Source organism: Polyangiaceae bacterium (assembly GCA_016715885.1).
Lineage (GTDB): Bacteria > Myxococcota_A > Polyangia > Polyangiales > Polyangiaceae > Polyangium.
Map to the genome: position 1 here is coordinate 19,211 of JADJXL010000016.1, position 16,284 is coordinate 35,494.

14 protein-coding genes are annotated in these 16,284 nt (G+C 60.1%); 5 read left to right on the plus strand and 9 right to left on the minus strand.

Annotated elements, in window-relative coordinates:
• Nucleotides 1–20 precede the first annotated feature (20 nt).
• Together IPM54_17675 and IPM54_17680 are read left to right on the plus strand one after the other, a co-directional pair.
• Complete coding sequence (locus IPM54_17675) at nucleotides 21–668, plus strand: Crp/Fnr family transcriptional regulator (protein MBK9261620.1); 648 nt, start codon at nucleotides 21–23, stop codon at nucleotides 666–668.
• Nucleotides 669–672: 4 nt separating this feature from the next.
• On the plus strand, nucleotides 673–1,440 hold the full coding sequence (locus IPM54_17680; GenBank protein MBK9261621.1) for a 3',5'-cyclic-nucleotide phosphodiesterase: 768 nt from the start codon (nucleotides 673–675) through the stop codon (nucleotides 1,438–1,440).
• Between the two features lie 71 nt (nucleotides 1,441–1,511).
• Here the strand turns inward: IPM54_17680 and IPM54_17685 are convergent, their stop codons facing one another.
• The 3 genes from IPM54_17685 to IPM54_17695 all read right to left on the minus strand — a co-directional run bounded on the left by IPM54_17685 (nucleotide 1,512) and on the right by IPM54_17695 (nucleotide 5,582).
• Nucleotides 1,512–2,288: a serine/threonine-protein phosphatase gene (locus IPM54_17685; GenBank protein MBK9261622.1), complete on the minus strand. Its 777-nt coding sequence runs from the start codon at nucleotides 2,286–2,288 to the stop codon at nucleotides 1,512–1,514.
• A 169-nt stretch (nucleotides 2,289–2,457) separates the two neighbouring features.
• A complete protein-coding gene (locus tag IPM54_17690; protein MBK9261623.1) occupies nucleotides 2,458–4,053 on the minus strand; it encodes an FAD-dependent oxidoreductase in 1,596 nt (531 codons plus the stop codon).
• Nucleotides 4,053–5,582 (minus strand): polyamine aminopropyltransferase, encoded by a 1,530-nt coding sequence (locus IPM54_17695; protein ID MBK9261624.1) that lies wholly within the window; start codon nucleotides 5,580–5,582, stop codon nucleotides 4,053–4,055. Before IPM54_17695 ends, IPM54_17690 begins: the two co-directional genes overlap by 1 nt.
• Before the next feature lie 141 nt (nucleotides 5,583–5,723).
• Here IPM54_17695 and IPM54_17700 point away from each other — a divergent pair, with 141 nt between their 5' ends.
• Nucleotides 5,724–7,184, plus strand: a complete 1,461-nt coding sequence (locus IPM54_17700; GenBank protein MBK9261625.1) for a DUF4178 domain-containing protein — start codon at nucleotides 5,724–5,726, stop codon at nucleotides 7,182–7,184.
• Nucleotides 7,185–7,244: 60 nt separating this feature from the next.
• On the opposite strand, the gene IPM54_17705 is transcribed toward IPM54_17700, so the two are convergent.
• From IPM54_17705 to IPM54_17720, 4 genes are all read right to left on the minus strand, one after another.
• On the minus strand, nucleotides 7,245–8,546 hold the full coding sequence (locus tag IPM54_17705) for a UDP-glucose/GDP-mannose dehydrogenase family protein (GenBank protein MBK9261626.1): 1,302 nt from the start codon (nucleotides 8,544–8,546) through the stop codon (nucleotides 7,245–7,247).
• Between the two features lie 67 nt (nucleotides 8,547–8,613).
• Entirely contained in the window at nucleotides 8,614–9,072 is a 459-nt protein-coding gene (locus IPM54_17710; protein MBK9261627.1) for a hypothetical protein, read from the minus strand.
• A gap of 146 nt (nucleotides 9,073–9,218) precedes the next feature.
• Nucleotides 9,219–9,965, minus strand: coding sequence for a CDP-alcohol phosphatidyltransferase family protein (locus IPM54_17715; protein ID MBK9261628.1), 747 nt, complete (start codon nucleotides 9,963–9,965; stop codon nucleotides 9,219–9,221).
• A 276-nt stretch (nucleotides 9,966–10,241) separates the two neighbouring features.
• On the minus strand, nucleotides 10,242–10,946 hold the full coding sequence (locus IPM54_17720; protein MBK9261629.1) for an acyltransferase family protein: 705 nt from the start codon (nucleotides 10,944–10,946) through the stop codon (nucleotides 10,242–10,244).
• A 137-nt stretch (nucleotides 10,947–11,083) separates the two neighbouring features.
• On the opposite strand from IPM54_17720, the gene IPM54_17725 reads away from it, so the two are divergent.
• Nucleotides 11,084–11,473 carry an OsmC family protein gene (locus tag IPM54_17725; GenBank protein ID MBK9261630.1) on the plus strand — a complete coding sequence of 130 codons (390 nt, stop codon included), beginning with the start codon at nucleotides 11,084–11,086 and terminating at the stop codon, nucleotides 11,471–11,473.
• 37 nt (nucleotides 11,474–11,510) lie between these two features.
• On the opposite strand, the gene IPM54_17730 is transcribed toward IPM54_17725, so the two are convergent.
• Nucleotides 11,511–13,139, minus strand: a complete 1,629-nt coding sequence (locus tag IPM54_17730; GenBank protein MBK9261631.1) for a L,D-transpeptidase — start codon at nucleotides 13,137–13,139, stop codon at nucleotides 11,511–11,513.
• An 85-nt stretch (nucleotides 13,140–13,224) separates the two neighbouring features.
• Nucleotides 13,225–14,613 (minus strand): hypothetical protein, encoded by a 1,389-nt coding sequence (locus IPM54_17735; GenBank protein ID MBK9261632.1) that lies wholly within the window; start codon nucleotides 14,611–14,613, stop codon nucleotides 13,225–13,227.
• A gap of 200 nt (nucleotides 14,614–14,813) precedes the next feature.
• On the opposite strand from IPM54_17735, the gene IPM54_17740 reads away from it, so the two are divergent.
• Complete coding sequence (locus IPM54_17740) at nucleotides 14,814–16,202, plus strand: hypothetical protein (GenBank protein MBK9261633.1); 1,389 nt, start codon at nucleotides 14,814–14,816, stop codon at nucleotides 16,200–16,202.
• Nucleotides 16,203–16,284: the final 82 nt, after the last annotated feature.

A 16,284-nucleotide genomic window follows, 5' to 3' on the forward strand; every position in this document is an offset into this window, starting at 1 on the left:
ATGGAAGTAAACTCGTGTCCATGTCGGATCCCCTCTTCTCCCGGTTTGGTCGCGAGTTCTCGGCCGGGGACGTGCTGTTTCGCGAGGGCGATCCTGGCGATCACATGTACGTCATTCAAAGCGGCGCCATTCGAATCACGAAGAACGTTGCCGGTGTCGATCGAGTCATCGCTATTCTCGGGCCCGGTGAATTTCTCGGTGAGCTGGCGATCTTGAATGACAAACCACGCGTCGCTACGGCTACGGTCGTGTCCGATGCAAGGTGTCTCGTCATCGAAGCCAAGACGCTCGAGTCGATGGTGACGCGCAGCGCAGAGATCGCGATGCGCCTCATCAAGAAGCTCGCCAAGCGCATCGATGCGGCCGACGCGCTCATCGAATTGCTCATGCATCGCGATCCGAAGGCTCGCATCATGCTTGCGCTTGCGCGTCACGCCGATGCGTTTGGAGAGCCAACCGAAGGTGGGATCAAGATTCGTACGAGCTCGGAGGAGCTTGCCCGCGATGTTGGCGTCGAAGCTGCTGTGGCGGTCGAAGTGATGACTCGTCTGCGCAGGCTACGTCTTGCGAACGAAGTAGCCGACGGCATCCTCGTTGCCGATGTGGGGCGACTGCAGGACTTCGTCGAATTTCTTGAAATGCCGCATAACATCGGCGGGGAAGGCTGACGACGTGGACTTGCGCGTCATAGGTTGCCACGGCGGCGAAACTCCTCGACATCGTACGAGCGCGTTCATTCTCGACGAACGTCTCGCCATCGATGCCGGTGCGCTCACGAGTGGCCTCGAGCTTTCCGAGCAACTCAAACTCGAAGCATGCCTCGTCAGCCACGCGCATCTCGACCACATCCGAGATCTCGCGACCCTCGCTGACAATCGTTGCCAAGTGGCCGCTCCTCCGCTGCTCATTGCAGGCACGCGAGAGACCATCCGCATTCTCAAGAAACACTTCTTCAACAACGAGCTCTGGCCCGACTTCTCCGTCATCCCGACGCCGCAGCACCCAACGATTCGCTACGTCGAGCTCGACCCGGAAAAACCCTTGTCGATCGCGGGTTGCTCGGTGCGCGCCGTCCTCGTGTCACACACGATCGAGTCCGCCGCGTTCGTCGTCGAAACGAAGACGGGCGCGATCGCCTATAGCGGCGACACCGGTCCCACGGATCGCTTGTGGCAAGTTCTCGCAGAACAACCGTCGCTGCGCGGCCTGCTCATGGAAGTCAGTTTTCCCAATCGCGAACAGCGACTTGCCACGGTCAGCGGCCATCACACGCCGCAGACCCTTCACGCGGACCTCAAGAAACTGCGCTCACCGCAGGATTTGCCTACGCTGCTCTACCACATCAAGCCAGTGTTCCAGGCCGAGGTCGAGAAGGAGTGCGCTGCGCTCGATGGCGTCAACCTCGAGGTCATGAAGCTCGGCGATCACTTCGTTCTCTGAGATCGATCGACATAAAAAAACGGCAACGAAGCGCTCGTTGCCGTTTTCGTTTGAGTGCCAATGAAAGACGCTCAGCCCGCTTCGTCTTCTTCCACTCGCGCCAGAACGACCGTGATGTTGTCCGATCCGCCGTGAAAGTTTGCGCGGTCGATGAGCAGCCGGCATGCATCGTCGAGCGACGCGGCATTCAGCACGATGTCCCGCATCTCGGGATCCTTCACGAGCCCCGACAAACCGTCCGAACACAAAAGATAAATGTCTCCGGCGTCGGTATCTTCCGTCATCTTGTCGACGAGCACGTCTTCGCGGATCCCGAGCGCTCGCGTGATCACGTTGGGCGGAAGCCGTCGGATCTCTTCGGCCGTCATCCACGGCGCCATGTGCTGCGCATCGCTGATGAGCGAGTGATCCCGCGTGAGCTGCGTGATCGTCTCACCACGAATGCGGTAACAACGACTGTCGCCGACATGGCCGATCGTTACGCGCGCCGCGGTCTTGTCGAACATCGCCGTCACGATCGTCGTCCCCATCCCGAAGTCCGCCATCGTCTTCAGCGATCGGTCGAAGATGCGACGGTTCGCAAGGCGAAGCCCCGTCACGATGTAGTTTTCTTCTTCCGTCAGGTTCGGATCAGCAGGAAATGGCCACGTGCCATCACGCCCAACGGTTACCGAGAAAAAGTCTGAGAGGGTGGAGACTGCCAGTCGGCTTGCTACGTCACCAGATCGATGCCCACCCATCCCGTCGGCTACTGCCACGACATGGTACTCGGGCATCACGAGGAGGTTGTCCTCGTTGTGCTCACGCATCAGGCCTACGTCGGTCATCCCGGCGAACCGGGTTCGCATGGCCGAACAGTAGACGAGGTGAACCCCTCGCGTGCAAGTTTGCTGAACAGTTCGCGAAACTTTCCTCCGAGCAAGCTCCGCAACCATCCCCCAAGTGGCTCGTAGCCCACCAAAATCCCCAATAAAATCGAGCTAGTAGCTAGGTGATGTAAATTAAATTACATCACGTTCACAACCACGTCGGACCCAGCTTGACTCCAAGCGCCGATGCGAGCGCCTCTGCAGCCCGGACGCCCGATGCTTGCGACTCTTCGAAGAGCGCCATGCCTGGCTGATCGGCATGTGCCCATGCAACGCGATCATCGAGCAGGGACGTCGGTTCGAAGGGTCGATCGGTCAGAAAGCCCGGACGTGGTCGAGGCATCGCGTGTCCCCATACGCACACGTCCATGCGCTCGATCCGCTCGCGCAGATCAGGATGCGCAGGGTGCAGATCTCGCAACACTTCGTCCGCTAGCTGCGTCCATGGAGCGCGCAAGAGCGACGTTCGTGCCCCAGCAACGTCTGGCCCTCCGTACGCTCGGTAATACGTGAGCACAGTGCGTTCCGACATCTCCGTGAGCTGATGCCGCGCGTCGACGTAACCGAGTCCTGCTGCGTCATACAGCACCGAATCCCACGCCATGTTCGGATCGATCGGTCGCGTCACATGCATGTTCGCCACGACCCACGGTGAACTCGTGCGTATGGGCAAGCGCTCCGAGGCGCGAGGGAAAATCCGTCGCGTCACGAACGCGGGCGATGCGAGCACGACCGCGCGCGCTCGCGTGCGACGCGTGAGCTTCTGCCGCACATCCACCCACTGAACTTCGACATGTTTGTCCGGTAGAACCTCGATCGCCGTCACGAGTGCATCGAGCTTGATCGATGCGTTCGATCGCTCGAGAAGCGCCTTGGTGAGTCTGCCGTTGCCTTCGGGCCACACGAGAAAGTGGCTACCTTCGAGCTCGGGTGTCTTGAGTTTTCGTCCCGCGAAGTAGTGCAGCGCTGCCCATGCGGAGACCTCCTCCGGCTCGGCTCCGAAGTCGTCCAAGCACGCATAACGCACATACCAGCGGAGAAACGGCGACGTGAATCGTTCGCGCTCCAAGTATGTCCGCATGTCGATGCGATCGAGCGCCAGCAAGTCCGGATCACGCGACGAGAATGCGAGCGGAATCTGAAACGCGGGCCTTCCGTCTCGTCCCCTTCGATTCGTGAGCTCGTGTTCGAGATCCTGAAAACGTTCGATGTCTTCACGATCGTGATCATCGAGCTCGTCTTGCGGCGTGAGACCCTGATGCCAAGCACCGCGGTAGAACAGGCGCTCCTGAGGCGCGTGACAAAGCAGACGTGGATCGAATTGGGGACGATTGGCGGCGTCCCAACCCACGAGGGCACCCATCTGTTCGAGCAGCCGCAGGGCGGCTCGTGCTTCCGGGTTTGGCGCGGCCAGATAGTGCGCGCCCCACGGATACGCTAGCGCTCCATCATCGCCCCACGTGCTCGTTCCACCGACGAACGATTCCAGCTCGAGCACGCGCACGTCGAGCGCCGCCGGTGCAAGACGCCATGCAGCCGAGAGCCCTGCGATCCCACTGCCCACGATGACCACGTCGGCTTCGTCCGGTGCATCGTTTGTCTTGGCCGTTGCGCCGTCCCGGAGAAGGTGTCCCACGCCATGCGATGCGCCGATGATCCGTCCACCCATGGGCTTGCGGTCGGGAAGGGCAGCGTCGATCGCCCAGCCGGTAGCAAGCGCCGTGAGAAAAGCGCGACGGTCCATCAGCGCGTGAACACGCCCCACTCGCGCGCGTAGATCGACACGAGTTTCTGGTCGTTCAATCGGTTCGTCACGGTCTCGACGCGACCGATGTCCCGCGGGAAGCGGAACAGCTCGGGCAACCCCGCCGCGTCGAGCCAACGAAGGCGCGCGGGATCGATGCGCAGCGAGCTTGGCGGCGAGAGATTGTCGCCGCCAATGAGGACAAACCCCCAGTCTCCGAAGCTCGGGACGTACACGTGAAGCGGTGCCGTGTGAAACCCCGACGACTCGAGTGTCTGTACGATGCACCAAAACGATTCACGAGCGTATTGCGGCGACGTCGCTTGCACGACGGCGACGCCTCGAACGGACAAACGTTCACGCAACAGATTGTAAAAAGCGACGGTGTACAGTTTGCCGACGGCGTAGTTCGAAGGGTCGGGGAAGTCGACGATCGCCAGATCGAACGCTTCGCGCGCTTCTTCGAGAAACTTGTAGGCATCTTCGTTGCGAATGGTCACGCGTGGATCATCGAGCGCGCCCCCATTGAGCTCGCGCGCGACCGGCAAGTTGCGAAACGCATCCGTCACGGCTGCATCGAGGTCCACGAGCACGATGCGTTCAATCGATTCGTACTTGAGCAGCTCTCGTACAGCGAGCCCGTCACCACCGCCGAGCACCATGACCGTGCGAGGGTCGCGCCCGAGCGCCGCGACCGCCGGATGCACGAGCACCTCGTGGTAGCGCTGTTCGTCATCCGAGGAAAACTGGAGGTTTCCATTGAGAAACAGGCGCGTCGTTCGAGGGGATCGCGTGATGACGATGCGTTGGTACGGCGACTGCGCGACGTGAATGATCGGCGATCCAAAATAGAGCGTTTCGGATCGATCCACGAAGCGAGTCACCAAGCCAAACCCGACGCAGAGAACCGCAGTGATGAGGACACACTGCGCGCGCAATCGAATCGCCACCGAGCGGTCGAGTGGGAACAGAAACGTGGCGAGCAGCGCGACGATGGCGTTGAGGATGCCGAAGAAGAGGCTCGTCTGATGCACGCCGAGCCGTGGGAGCAAGAGCGATGGGAAAAGCAGACTCGCGATGAGCGCGCCGATGTAGTCGAGTGTGAGGACGCGGGCGACGAGCTCTTTGAGGTCCAACGAAAATTGCAGGAGCCGGATGAGCAGGGGTATTTCCAAGCCAACCAGGGTCCCGATGAGCAGCACGATGCCGTAAAGAGCGAGACGAAATGCTGCGGTCGCCGTGTAAACTTTGAACAGCAGCGGTGCGGACAAACCACCTGCGAGCGCCAGACAAAGTTCAATTTCGACAAACCGCTCGAGGAGCCTGTCTTCGAGGAATTTGGACAGGTACGAGCCAATCCCCATGGCGAACAGGTACAGACCGATCACCAAGCTGAATTGCGTGACCGAATCACCGAGCACGTAACTGGCGAGCGTTCCCGTCACGAGCTCGTAGACGAGCCCCGACGTGGCGATCACGGTTACCATGCCCAGGAGCGCGGGCTGAATCAGGCGACGCGGCAGCGGCATCCGGCGCCTTCGTAGCACTAGGAGGGCGTGGCGGGTGAGCCTGTTGTTCGAGGCGGGCTTTTCGGCAGAAGTGCGCCGACTGTTACACCTTCGGTCGATCGACCCGCCACGGGTGACGATTCCGGGCTAACATCGCAGGCTGTGACTAACCCGTTCGACCGCCAGGCGGCGTGTCCGTCGTGCGGGGCTCCGATCACGTTTCGTTTTGCCGGAGCCGCGGCGCAGGTTTGCCGAAGCTGCAACTTCGTCGTCGCACGCACCGATCGCAACCTCGTCGCTGTCGGCCGCATGGCCGACCTCGTCGACATTCCGTCTCCGTTGACGCTCGGCGCAACGGGCCGATGGAACGGCACCGAGCCGTTCGTCGTCGACGGCCGCGTGCAACTCGATCGTGCCAGTGCCCCCGGGGCCCCTTGGCAAGAGTTCTTCATCGCGTTTCCGAACAGCGGCAAATGGTGCTGGGTCGCAAGCGCTCAAGGCCGGTGGTACTCGACGACCGAGTTCCCCATTCCGCCCGTGGGCCTACCTGCGATCAACTCGCTCCGCCCAGGCCAGACGATTCAGCTTGGCGAGTACGGCGCTTGGACGGTTGCCGAAGTTGGACAACGGCGTGTCGTTTCGGGTGAAGGCGAGCTGCCAGCGGTGGCGCAGCCGGGTTTGCCCACGGGGTTTGTCGACATCGCGGGGCCAAACGGCGCCTTCGGCACGCTCGATTACGGCGACGGACGCAACATCCCGCCCAAGCTCTACCTCGGACGCCAGATCGACCCAGCCATCATGGCGCTCGATTCCGGCCAACAGGTGCAGGCCGCCGAAGCGAAAGTCACGAGCGTTGCGTGTCCCAACTGCGGCGGCAATCTCCCGCTGGTTACTCCAGGACAAACCGAACGCGTCGTTTGTCGCTACTGCGGTATGGCCAGCGACTTGGCCAACGGCGCCCTGAAGGCCCTCGGTCCCGCGCCCAAACCGCCCATCGAACCCTACATCCCGCTCGGTACCGAAGGCACGCTGCGGCAAAACCGCGTCATCTGCATCGGCTTCACCATCCGCGGCTGCACCGTCGAGGGCGAACGCTACAGGTGGCGCGAGTACCTGCTCTATGCAGGCCCGCGTATTGGCTACTTGTGGCTCATGGAAGAGGACGGCGCGTGGTGGCTCGTCACGCCCATCCCTCCAGGCGAAGTCGCCGTCTCGGGCGGCAGCGCGCTCTACAAGCAGAACTACTACAACTGGAAGCAGAGCGTTCGAGCGGAGACTGAATACGTCATCGGCGAGTTCTACTGGAAGGTGGAGATCGGCGAATCGGTTCAGGCGACCGAATACGAAGGATCGGGCGGCAAAGTCAGCGTCGAGCAGAACAACAAGGAAGTCACGTATTCGTTCTGCGAACGTTTGTCCCCCAATGAAATTGGCACGGCGTTCGGCATCAAGGCACCGAGCGGCGGATCGGCGAGCAGCGAGGGCGGAGGCTGCGGCACGATCATCGTCATCGCGATCGTGATCCTCATCCTCATCCTCGTGCTTGCGGACTGCGACGGCTGCGGCGGCGGTGGTGGCGGCGGCGTGTTCATCGGCGGCCCGAGCTTTGGTGGCGGGAAATAGCGCCTCACCCCGGTTAGGGGGTGAGGTGCGAATTGCTCGGCTTGCTGAACGAGGATTCCGTCAACCGCGCCCGATGCCCGTGTACCAAAATCCAAGCGTTCGGATCTCGTCCGGATCCCAAACGTTTCTTCCGTCGAACAACGACGCGTTCTTCATCAGCCGCTTGATGCGCTGAAAGTCAGGCCGCCGATACTCGTGCCACTCCGTCACGACGGCGAGCGCATCGGCATCCGTCGCAGCGTCGTACATCGTTTCGCACAGCGTGATGCGACTCCCGAACAGCGCACGAATGTGCTCCATCGCTTGCGGATCGTGCGCCTTCACCGTTGCTCCAGCCTCGAGCAAATCTTCGACCAGCGTGATCGCAGGTGACTCGCGAATGTCATCCGTTTGCGGCTTGAAGGCCAAACCCCAGACCGCGATCGTCCGACCCTTTAGCTGCTCGTCGAAGTGCCGCCGAATCTTGGACCCGAGCAGATGCTTCTGTCGCTGGTTCACGCGCTCGACGGCCTGCACGATTTCCAGTTCGTGCCCGACCGATCGCGCCGTCTGCACGAGCGCCGCGACGTCCTTGGGGAAACACGATCCGCCAAACCCCGGCCCCGGAAAGAGAAACTTCGGCCCGATGCGTACGTCGGCTCCGACCGCTTTGCGCACGCGATCGATGTCTGCGCCGAGTTTTTCCGCCAAGACTGCGAGATCGTTCATGAATGAAATACGTGTCGCGAGCATCGCGTTCGACGCGTACTTCGTGAGCTCCGCTGAACGCGCGCTCATGACGTGAATGCGATCGTTCGTCCGTACGAACGGATCGTACAAGTGACGCAACATTTCGATGGCGCGAGGTTCGTTCGAACCGAGCACCACGCGATCGGGCTTCATGAAGTCGTTGACGGCATCGCCTTCCTTGAGAAACTCCGGGTTCGAAGCAACGCCGAACGCTTCGTTCGTATGACGTCGAATGATTTCTTCGATGCGATCGGCCGTGCCGACGGGCACCGTGCTCTTGGTCGCGACGACTTTGAAGCCGTTCATGTTCTTGCCGATCGTTTCGGCAACGGCGTAAACCGCTGACAAGTCTGCCGAGCCATCGGGAGCCGGAGGCGTGCCGACGGCGATGAACACCACGTCGGCGCCCCGGATCGCCTTGACGACGTCCGTCGAAAACGAAAGACGCCCTGCCTTGACGTTCTTGGCGATCAGCGTGTCGAGCCCGGGTTCGTAGATGGGAACTTCGCCGCGGAGAAGCCGCGCGATCTTGTCCGCGTCCACATCGACGCACGCCACGTCATTGCCAAAATCCGAAAAACCAGCACCCGCGACGAGGCCCACGTAGCCCGTCCCAATCACTGCAAGCTGCATGCGCTCACCCTATCACTTCTTCCATGGCGCCTCGCCCACGAGCCTCTCGCGCACGTGACGCAAACCATCAAGGAACCTCGATTTTCTCGGCGCTGCCAGTGCAGCCACTCAGGAGGAAGCCGCTCCGCCCATCCGCCGATGGACGTTGCTCTAGCGTCTTGCACGTGGAGCGGCGAACACCTCGAGCACCGAACCTGTCTTGGTTGTCTTCGACCACTTCGATCGACGAATCCTCGAGCACACGCAACGTAAACGTGATCGGATCACCTTCGATCGTGTGCCGTGTGAGCGATAGCCCGGCAGGCTTTTTCGCTTGATACGCGTCCCACAAACACTTGCGTGCCGCCGCATCGTAGCCCTGCCCGTGCAGTTGCACTTCGCGTCCGCACGATGGAGCCGCACCGGCATCTCCAGGCGTCGTGCTCGGGCGTGGAAGGTCGTTCGACGTCGTCGTCACCGACTCTTCTTCGCCGCGCTTGCTGCTCTTCGAGCCTGCGCAACTCTTCGCGCAGCCAGACGAAAACACGGCCAGCACCAAGCACCATGTAGCGACGCGTCGGTCAAGAAACGATGCCGTCATGTGACGCTCGGAGTACCCCGCCCGCGTGCAGCTCGCAACTCCGAACGCTGCGATTGTCCTCGTCGAACGAGGTTTGTCCGGGGCGAACTCGATCAGGGCTTGCCGAAGCGCAACACGAGGCCGAGCCATCCGCGTGCGAGGTACAGGAGGTTCAGCGTGACGTACATCCAGAAGAAGACGTCGAGCCTATCGGCGAGGGCGAATATCCAGATGTGACTCGGGTAATGATTCAAAAACCGCAGGAAGGTCATCACGAGCGCACCGATGGATGCTGGTCGAGCTTGCGCGTGCGTTTCGTAGTGCGCTTCGGTCTTCGTGGCTTCGCCCGAAAGCTCGGGACGCCGAACGAAGTTCGTCAATCCAATCGCCGATGCGACGATGACGGCGCCGAGGGCAGCGGCGAAGAGAAAGCCTGGAGAACCGGGCGTCCAAAGCGCACCGTCGATGCCGAAACCACCTTTGCGATAGAGGTGAATGCCGAGGACTGCGACGAGCAAGACGGCCTTTTGTTCGTCGACGAAGAAGTCGAAGAGATGACCCGTTGGTGAAGCGAGCTTTTTGTACCGCGCGAGCATCCCGTCGGCGCAATCGAACAGGTATGCGACTTCGAGCACGAGGATGGCGACGAGGCCGCCGTGGTAGGTGGGCAAGAGCGCGAGCAGTGCGGAGCCGATGACGGCGACGACGAGATTGAAGAGCGTGATTTGATTGGGCGTGATGCTCGTTCGATGGATCGCCGCAACGACGACCGCGGCGAGTGGACGCATGACGTACGTGTTCCACACCTGGTCGTGTTTTTTGCGCGTAACGCGATAGACATCGGCGGGGCGGCCTAGCATTTCGAGGCGGATGCTAGCAGGCCGATGGCATCATGGCCGTAGGTGATTGAAGCGGGGCAGGGGAGGGTTCTTTTGGGTCGAGCACGCTGCCGCTTTCAATGGGTTTGGCATACGATAACATTTCGATTTGATTGACTCGGCCGTAGCGCGAATATTTCCGGCGCTTGTGGTTCCCCCCAAACTCGCCCGCTCCGCGGGCTCGAACAGTGGGACCCCCCTCGAGCGCCGGAAATATTCGCGCTACGACCTCAATTCCCAATATTCGAGGGCCAGGTACTAAAATGTTTTGTGAACGAGGCGTTCCCGATACGGATCGAGAATGCTGCGAATGGCGCTCTCCGTCGCATGCCTGACACGCTCGACGGCTGCTTCATCGTTGGGATCGCCCGATGTATCAATGGGCTCGAGCAAATAATAATCGAGCGGAACTCGGCGAGGTGAGAGGGATTTGGGCAAGGGAAGATCGTACCTGGACGAACCTCCGAAAGCTCGTCCAATGAAAGGCTCGCGTTCGTCGATCTGGTACAGCTCATCGACACCCGTTGCAGCGACCGGAATGATGGGGACTTTCGCTCGCATTGCAACGCGGGCAAACCCGGCTCGGTTTTTCCATTGCAGCGTGTAAGCTTGACTCGATAACTTGAACGAATCGTCGACTCCGCCGGGATACACGGCGACGAGCTCGCCGGCTTCGAGGAGAGCGACCGCGTCGTCCGGTTTGCCAGGAATGGCCCCGACGCTCGTGAGAAATTGTTTCACTATGGGAATTCTCCACAAGTTTCGCTCGCCAAGAAACCGTGGAACAACGTTGCATTGCAGAAGAAGCAGGGCCGTCAGCACCCAGGCATCCATGCCGAAGTACGCGTGATTGCCGACCAGCAATGCTCCGCCCGAACGTGGCAAGTGTTCGGCACCGTGTAGCGTCGCGTGGAACCTGCTTTCGAGCGCCCGGGCGAAAAGGCGCGCAGCTTCCGTTCGCATGAGAGAGTACCCTCGGGGGGCATGTTCGACCATGGTGCCAAGTGTCGAACAAGCGAAAGCCCGTGTAAAGCACATGCTACGTCCGCGCTGAAATCGACCCGCTTGGATTTGTGCCCGAATGGAGCGATAGAGAGCAGATGCGAAGCGTTACGGTTCGGACGGGTGAAGGGAAGTTTCAACAGTTTGTGCTCGCGGGCCCGCATCGAAGCTTGGCGGACGAGCCCCACGACTTGGGCGGCGACGACACGGGGCCTTCGCCGTTCGACCATGTGTTCGCGGGGCTCGGGGCGTGTACGTCGATGACGGTGAAGATGTACGCGGACCGCAAAGGGTGGCCTCTTTCGGCGGTCGAGGTGACGGTATCGGGGGAAAAGCAAGGTGACGGCTACCACTTGAAGCGCTCGGTCAAGCTCGTGGGTGAGCTTTCGGACGAGCAGCGCGAGCGGCTTTTGGAGATCGCCAACAAGTGCCCGGTGCACAAGATGCTGACAGGAAAGATTGAAATCGAGAGCGCGCTGGCTCTTTAGGTGGCGGGGTTAGGGTAAGGGGGCCGTTCCTCGAACTTCACGGATGAATGAAGACGACCGTTCCCGTGAGTGACCGAGCGGCTCCGTGCCATCCGTAAGGCACTTGGGGTTCGGTCCAGAAAAACAGCCTGCGCGCATCCTCGGGCGACAAGTTGACGCATCCATGACTCTTCGGGCGACCGAATTTGTCGTGCCAATATGCGCCGTGCAAGGCATATCCGCCTTCGAAGTATTGTACGTACGGCACGTCTCGCAGCTCGAATTCCTCGCCGACCGCATCCGAATCCATCGTCGTGCTGACGTATTTCGTATGGATTCGGAAAATGCCGCGCTTCGTGGACTTCGACGTTTCCGGATCGTCGAGCCCGCTTTCGCCGCTCGCGACGAGCGTTGCATAAACGGGTTTCGTGCCTTCATACGCGACGAGCACCTGTTTGGTGATGTTGATATCGATCCACTTTTCGCCGTTTTTGCCCCAAGCTGGCATTTTCTTGGCAGGATCGACGCGGCCTGCATGACGGTCGTCGACATAACCGCCATCCTTCATTTCGTAATGCAAGACGCCGCCGAAAAATTTTTGTTTGCCCGTCAATGCAACGGCGGATCGCCAAGGAACTTCCCCGGATGCAACGAGTTTTTTCTTGGCCTCGTTCCACTCCCATCGTTTTGCGCCCGTGCGTCGAATGAGCGCGAAGGGAAAATCGATGTCCTTGCCGATCTCATAACCCTTGAAGTCGCTGCCGCGAATGGGACGAAATCGGTCCGCGGGAATGACGCGTAAATCCGTCGAAACATTGTACCTGCGACCTTCGTGCAAAAACGTTTCGACGAAGGCGACGCCATTGCGACGGTCCACTTGGCCAATTTTGACGAGATCGTTCGACTTGATGAGGCCCGATAAATTGGGCACGCGCCCGCCGTCACGCAAAAACCAGGGAATGTCCGGGTCCGTGATTCGTTGCTCGAGCGCTTCGAGCGCCGGTGGGGATGGGTCCTTTTGCCATTTCATCCACACGTCGAGCCCATACGTGGCGCCGTTTTCTTTGTCTTTGGCCCACTTCGCAAGGTGTGATTTGAGATTGGGCTCGTACTTCTTCAAGTCTTCCGGCGTGGGAATGCGAGTATACACCGGCCCGCCACGCATCGTAACCCCGTACATGTAAGGGAGTTTTTGCGTAATGTCGGGACGTCGCGCGGTGGCTCTTACAATGGGATGCTCGAGGTCGAGCGTGGCTTCCGGCCCAATGCACACATATCCATAAGGTTTGATTTTTCGGTAACCTTGTTTGCAGCCCGCGGTGCCGGCGATTTCAGGCTCCATTTCGACGATCGCACCGGCACGCAAGTAGCCCACGCGCGGCGCGTTCGGGTCCGGTCGAGCAAGCACGTCGGTGCGCATGGCGATGCTTGCGAGCTTGGGGACATCGTCGGCGATGGGCGGTGGAAGGTGCACGTTGCCGGACAAGTCGACGAGCGTCGGGCCGCTTGGAGGCGGTGAGGCAGCGGCATCGGGCACATCGGAGGCGGGTGTCGTGTCAGCCGAGGCTGCGGGGGCAGCCGCGGATGAATCGGCGGCCATGAGCGATGGGCTTTGGCCTTTGGAATCACGGCAACCGCCAAGACTCGCGGCGGCGATGGCAATGAGCGCAAGGACGTGGTGACGCATGGCAGACGCGCACGTACGTGCACCGAATTGAACGATGTGTCCAATTTTTGGCTGGCTGTCGTCGTGGTGTATATAAAATTACTACTCAAAAACGCTTCACATGATCGCGGCGATAGTGCCGTGATGCTCGCTGTCTGCCTCGATACAGCACGTACACGACCGGTGCCATGAGCCAAAATGAGGTGCCAAGTGGTCCCGAATTCGTGTGCGGCTTTACGCGTTTTGCGCTGTACAGGGAACAATCCTTGGTATCTTCATAGTTGTCGTTGCAGTCCTTGCAATTTTCATTGCATTCGTCCCAGTTTTCATTGCATTCGTTGCAATCGTCATTGCATTGCGAACAGCGATTGTTGCATCCGGAGCAATCGCTGCCGCAGGTGCTACCTCCGCTGGAGCTCGAGCTGCTACCGCCACTGCCACTGCCGCTCGATGTGCTCGGCGGCGGGACTGAAATGTACCCGTCTCGAAGACAGTCGTCGAGGAACTTCACGCAGGTGTCGTTCGTCAAAAATCGCATTGCGTCGGCTCGCGAAGTCACGGGTAGAGCCGAACACGATCGGCCCGATTCGACGCATGCGCGGACCCCATCGATATCGAGCAGCGCGAGAATGCACAATACGGCTCCATTCGCCGGATCCTGATTGACCCACGCGCATTCTTCGACGGAATTCGCGAAGGATGGATCCGTGGGCTCGTGCGCGCACACCGTACCGCACGTACACGTTGCCTCGACCTGATCCCAGCATTGCAAGAGGCTTTCGGGCAAGTTGTACGGATTGAAGTCCACCGTCAATGGCGATTTGCCGGGGTCATCGATTGCGGGCGCGAATCCCACGCCGGGAGTTGCCATTGGTGCTGGCTTTTCCTCGAGCGCCGACATGGCCACGAGCCATGATGCATTCACATAAAGCGTCTCGTCTTTTGCCCACGCTCCCATCGGCAAATTCGTCGTGCGCATGATTTCTTTTGCATTGGTGCGTCTCGACAACTCGCGCAACAGTTGTCCTGCACGCCCGCGTAACGCTGCATCCTCGAGCGGTGCCGTGGTCGTACTTGGATGACCCCGCAGAAGAAATGGCCCACTCGTCATGCTGGCAAGTGCGCCGTCGTCGATGCCGCGTTGGCTCACGACGAACATGTCGTCGTTCGAAACGACCTCACCGAGCACGAGCGCGTCTTGTCCGAGGTCATCGCGCGCTTCGTCGACGGCGATGGACACCGCATCGATCGTCGTAATCTGCGGCGCCACGATCGTCGTCGCGTCACCATCTTTGGGGCGCGCCTCTTCGAGCCTCAGTGCAATCGCGTGACGGGTTTCGAATGGCAAATCCGCCAGCACTTCGGGGGTTGCACGCAAGGCGTCGCGCAGCGGCAGCACATCATAAGGCGGAGCCTCTTCGCCGCATCCCGACAGCAGTCCAGCGATGACCAACCATGTAGCAGGCTTTGGGATTCCTCGCGCTGGATCTCTCATGACAAACCCCCTTGCGTCTGCTGTCTGACGGCGTTGCTACTCGTCATTTTCGGCTTCGTGGCGAAGAATATCAGGAGCTGGCGTCCGCGTGAAGGCAAGATCCGCAAAGGATCTCGAGTGCGTCACGCTGGAAATGTCGATGGTCCTCCCGCAGGCACTCGGGTATCATGAGCCATCTCGTCGTTATGAGAGGTGCTTTCATGCTCGTGCAAACCAAATGTCTCGAGATCTTCCCGCACGGGATTTTGTTCATTGTGGCATTTGTCGTCGTGAGCGCGTGCGACACCCAGACGTATCCAGCGCCCGTTCGGGAATGTTCCACGATCGCAGATTGCGTCGAGTCCACATCACCGTGTGCAACGAGCAAGTGTGTCGCGGGTCGATGCTTGGAAATCGCCGCTGCTGCGGGTACGGTTGTGGACGAGGGTGTCGAGGGGGATTGCCACCGCAGCGAATGTGATGACGCGGGCAACGTCGTATCCGTCATTGACGACCTCGACAAACCAGCCGATACGGATTGCACGTTCGGGACGTGCGCTTCGGGGACACCCATTTTCGAAGCCAAGCCCGCCGGGTTCGTCGTGACAATGGAACCCATTGGCGACTGCCAGCAAATCGAATGCGATGGCTCGGGCAAAGCCATGACCGTGATTCATGACCTCGACATACCGGTCGACGTTGGTGCCTGCTTCAATGCGTCATGCATTGCGGGCATGCCAACCCAAACACCAAAAGCACAAGGTGCGATCGTCGATGACCCTTCGATTGGGGATTGTCAACGTATCGTATGCGATGGCATGGGCAACGAAATATCCGTCGCACATGATGCCGATCTGCCCGATGACACGAATGTCTGCACCGATGATGGCTGTGTACAGGGCGTGCCGACGTACGTGCCCGTTGCGGCGGGAACGCTCGTCGACAATGGAATTCCCGGAGATTGCCTGAGCGCTCAATGTGACGGCATGGGCAGCATGATCATCGCGCCCAATGATTCGGATGTTCCGAGCGACGCGGCGGTATGCACGGTGGATTCGTGCAACGCGGGCGCCCCCGTGCATACGCCCAAACCTACCGGCACGTCGTGCGGAAGCAACAACGCCATTTGCCATCCGGATGGCCGATGCGACTCCTGCGCGGATCCGGGCGCCAATTGTCCCGACAATGGTTACGGCGAACCGAACGACTCACAAGCGACCGCGACAAACTTCGGCACGATATCCGACAACGATTCCGCGGGCAAGAGCTTCTGTGCCATTCTGAGCGGTACGAGCGACGTGGATTGGTTCACGTATCGAGGAAGTGATGACCTCTTTTCGGAGGTGGACCCCGTCCAATCCATCAGCAATGGGACGAAGGGTCGACTCTGCGCTTTTTTCAAGTGTGACGCTGGCGCGACGAACCTCACGTGCCTAGGAGGATCGGCTCCCGCCACCGCGCCCGGTGGCCAATCTGGATGCTGCGCCGAGAGCTCATTCCCGGTAAATCTCGAATGCGGCAGCGTCAATGACGATGCACAAGTGTGGTTTCGCGTCGACAACCCCGATGCAAATGCGTGCATTCCTTATCGCTTGGAGTTTCACTATTGACGAAATTTGCCTCACAAAAAGGCGGACAGGTGCGTTAGAAAAGTGTCGAAAGCGTAATAAAAACCACGCTTAACGACGCGTG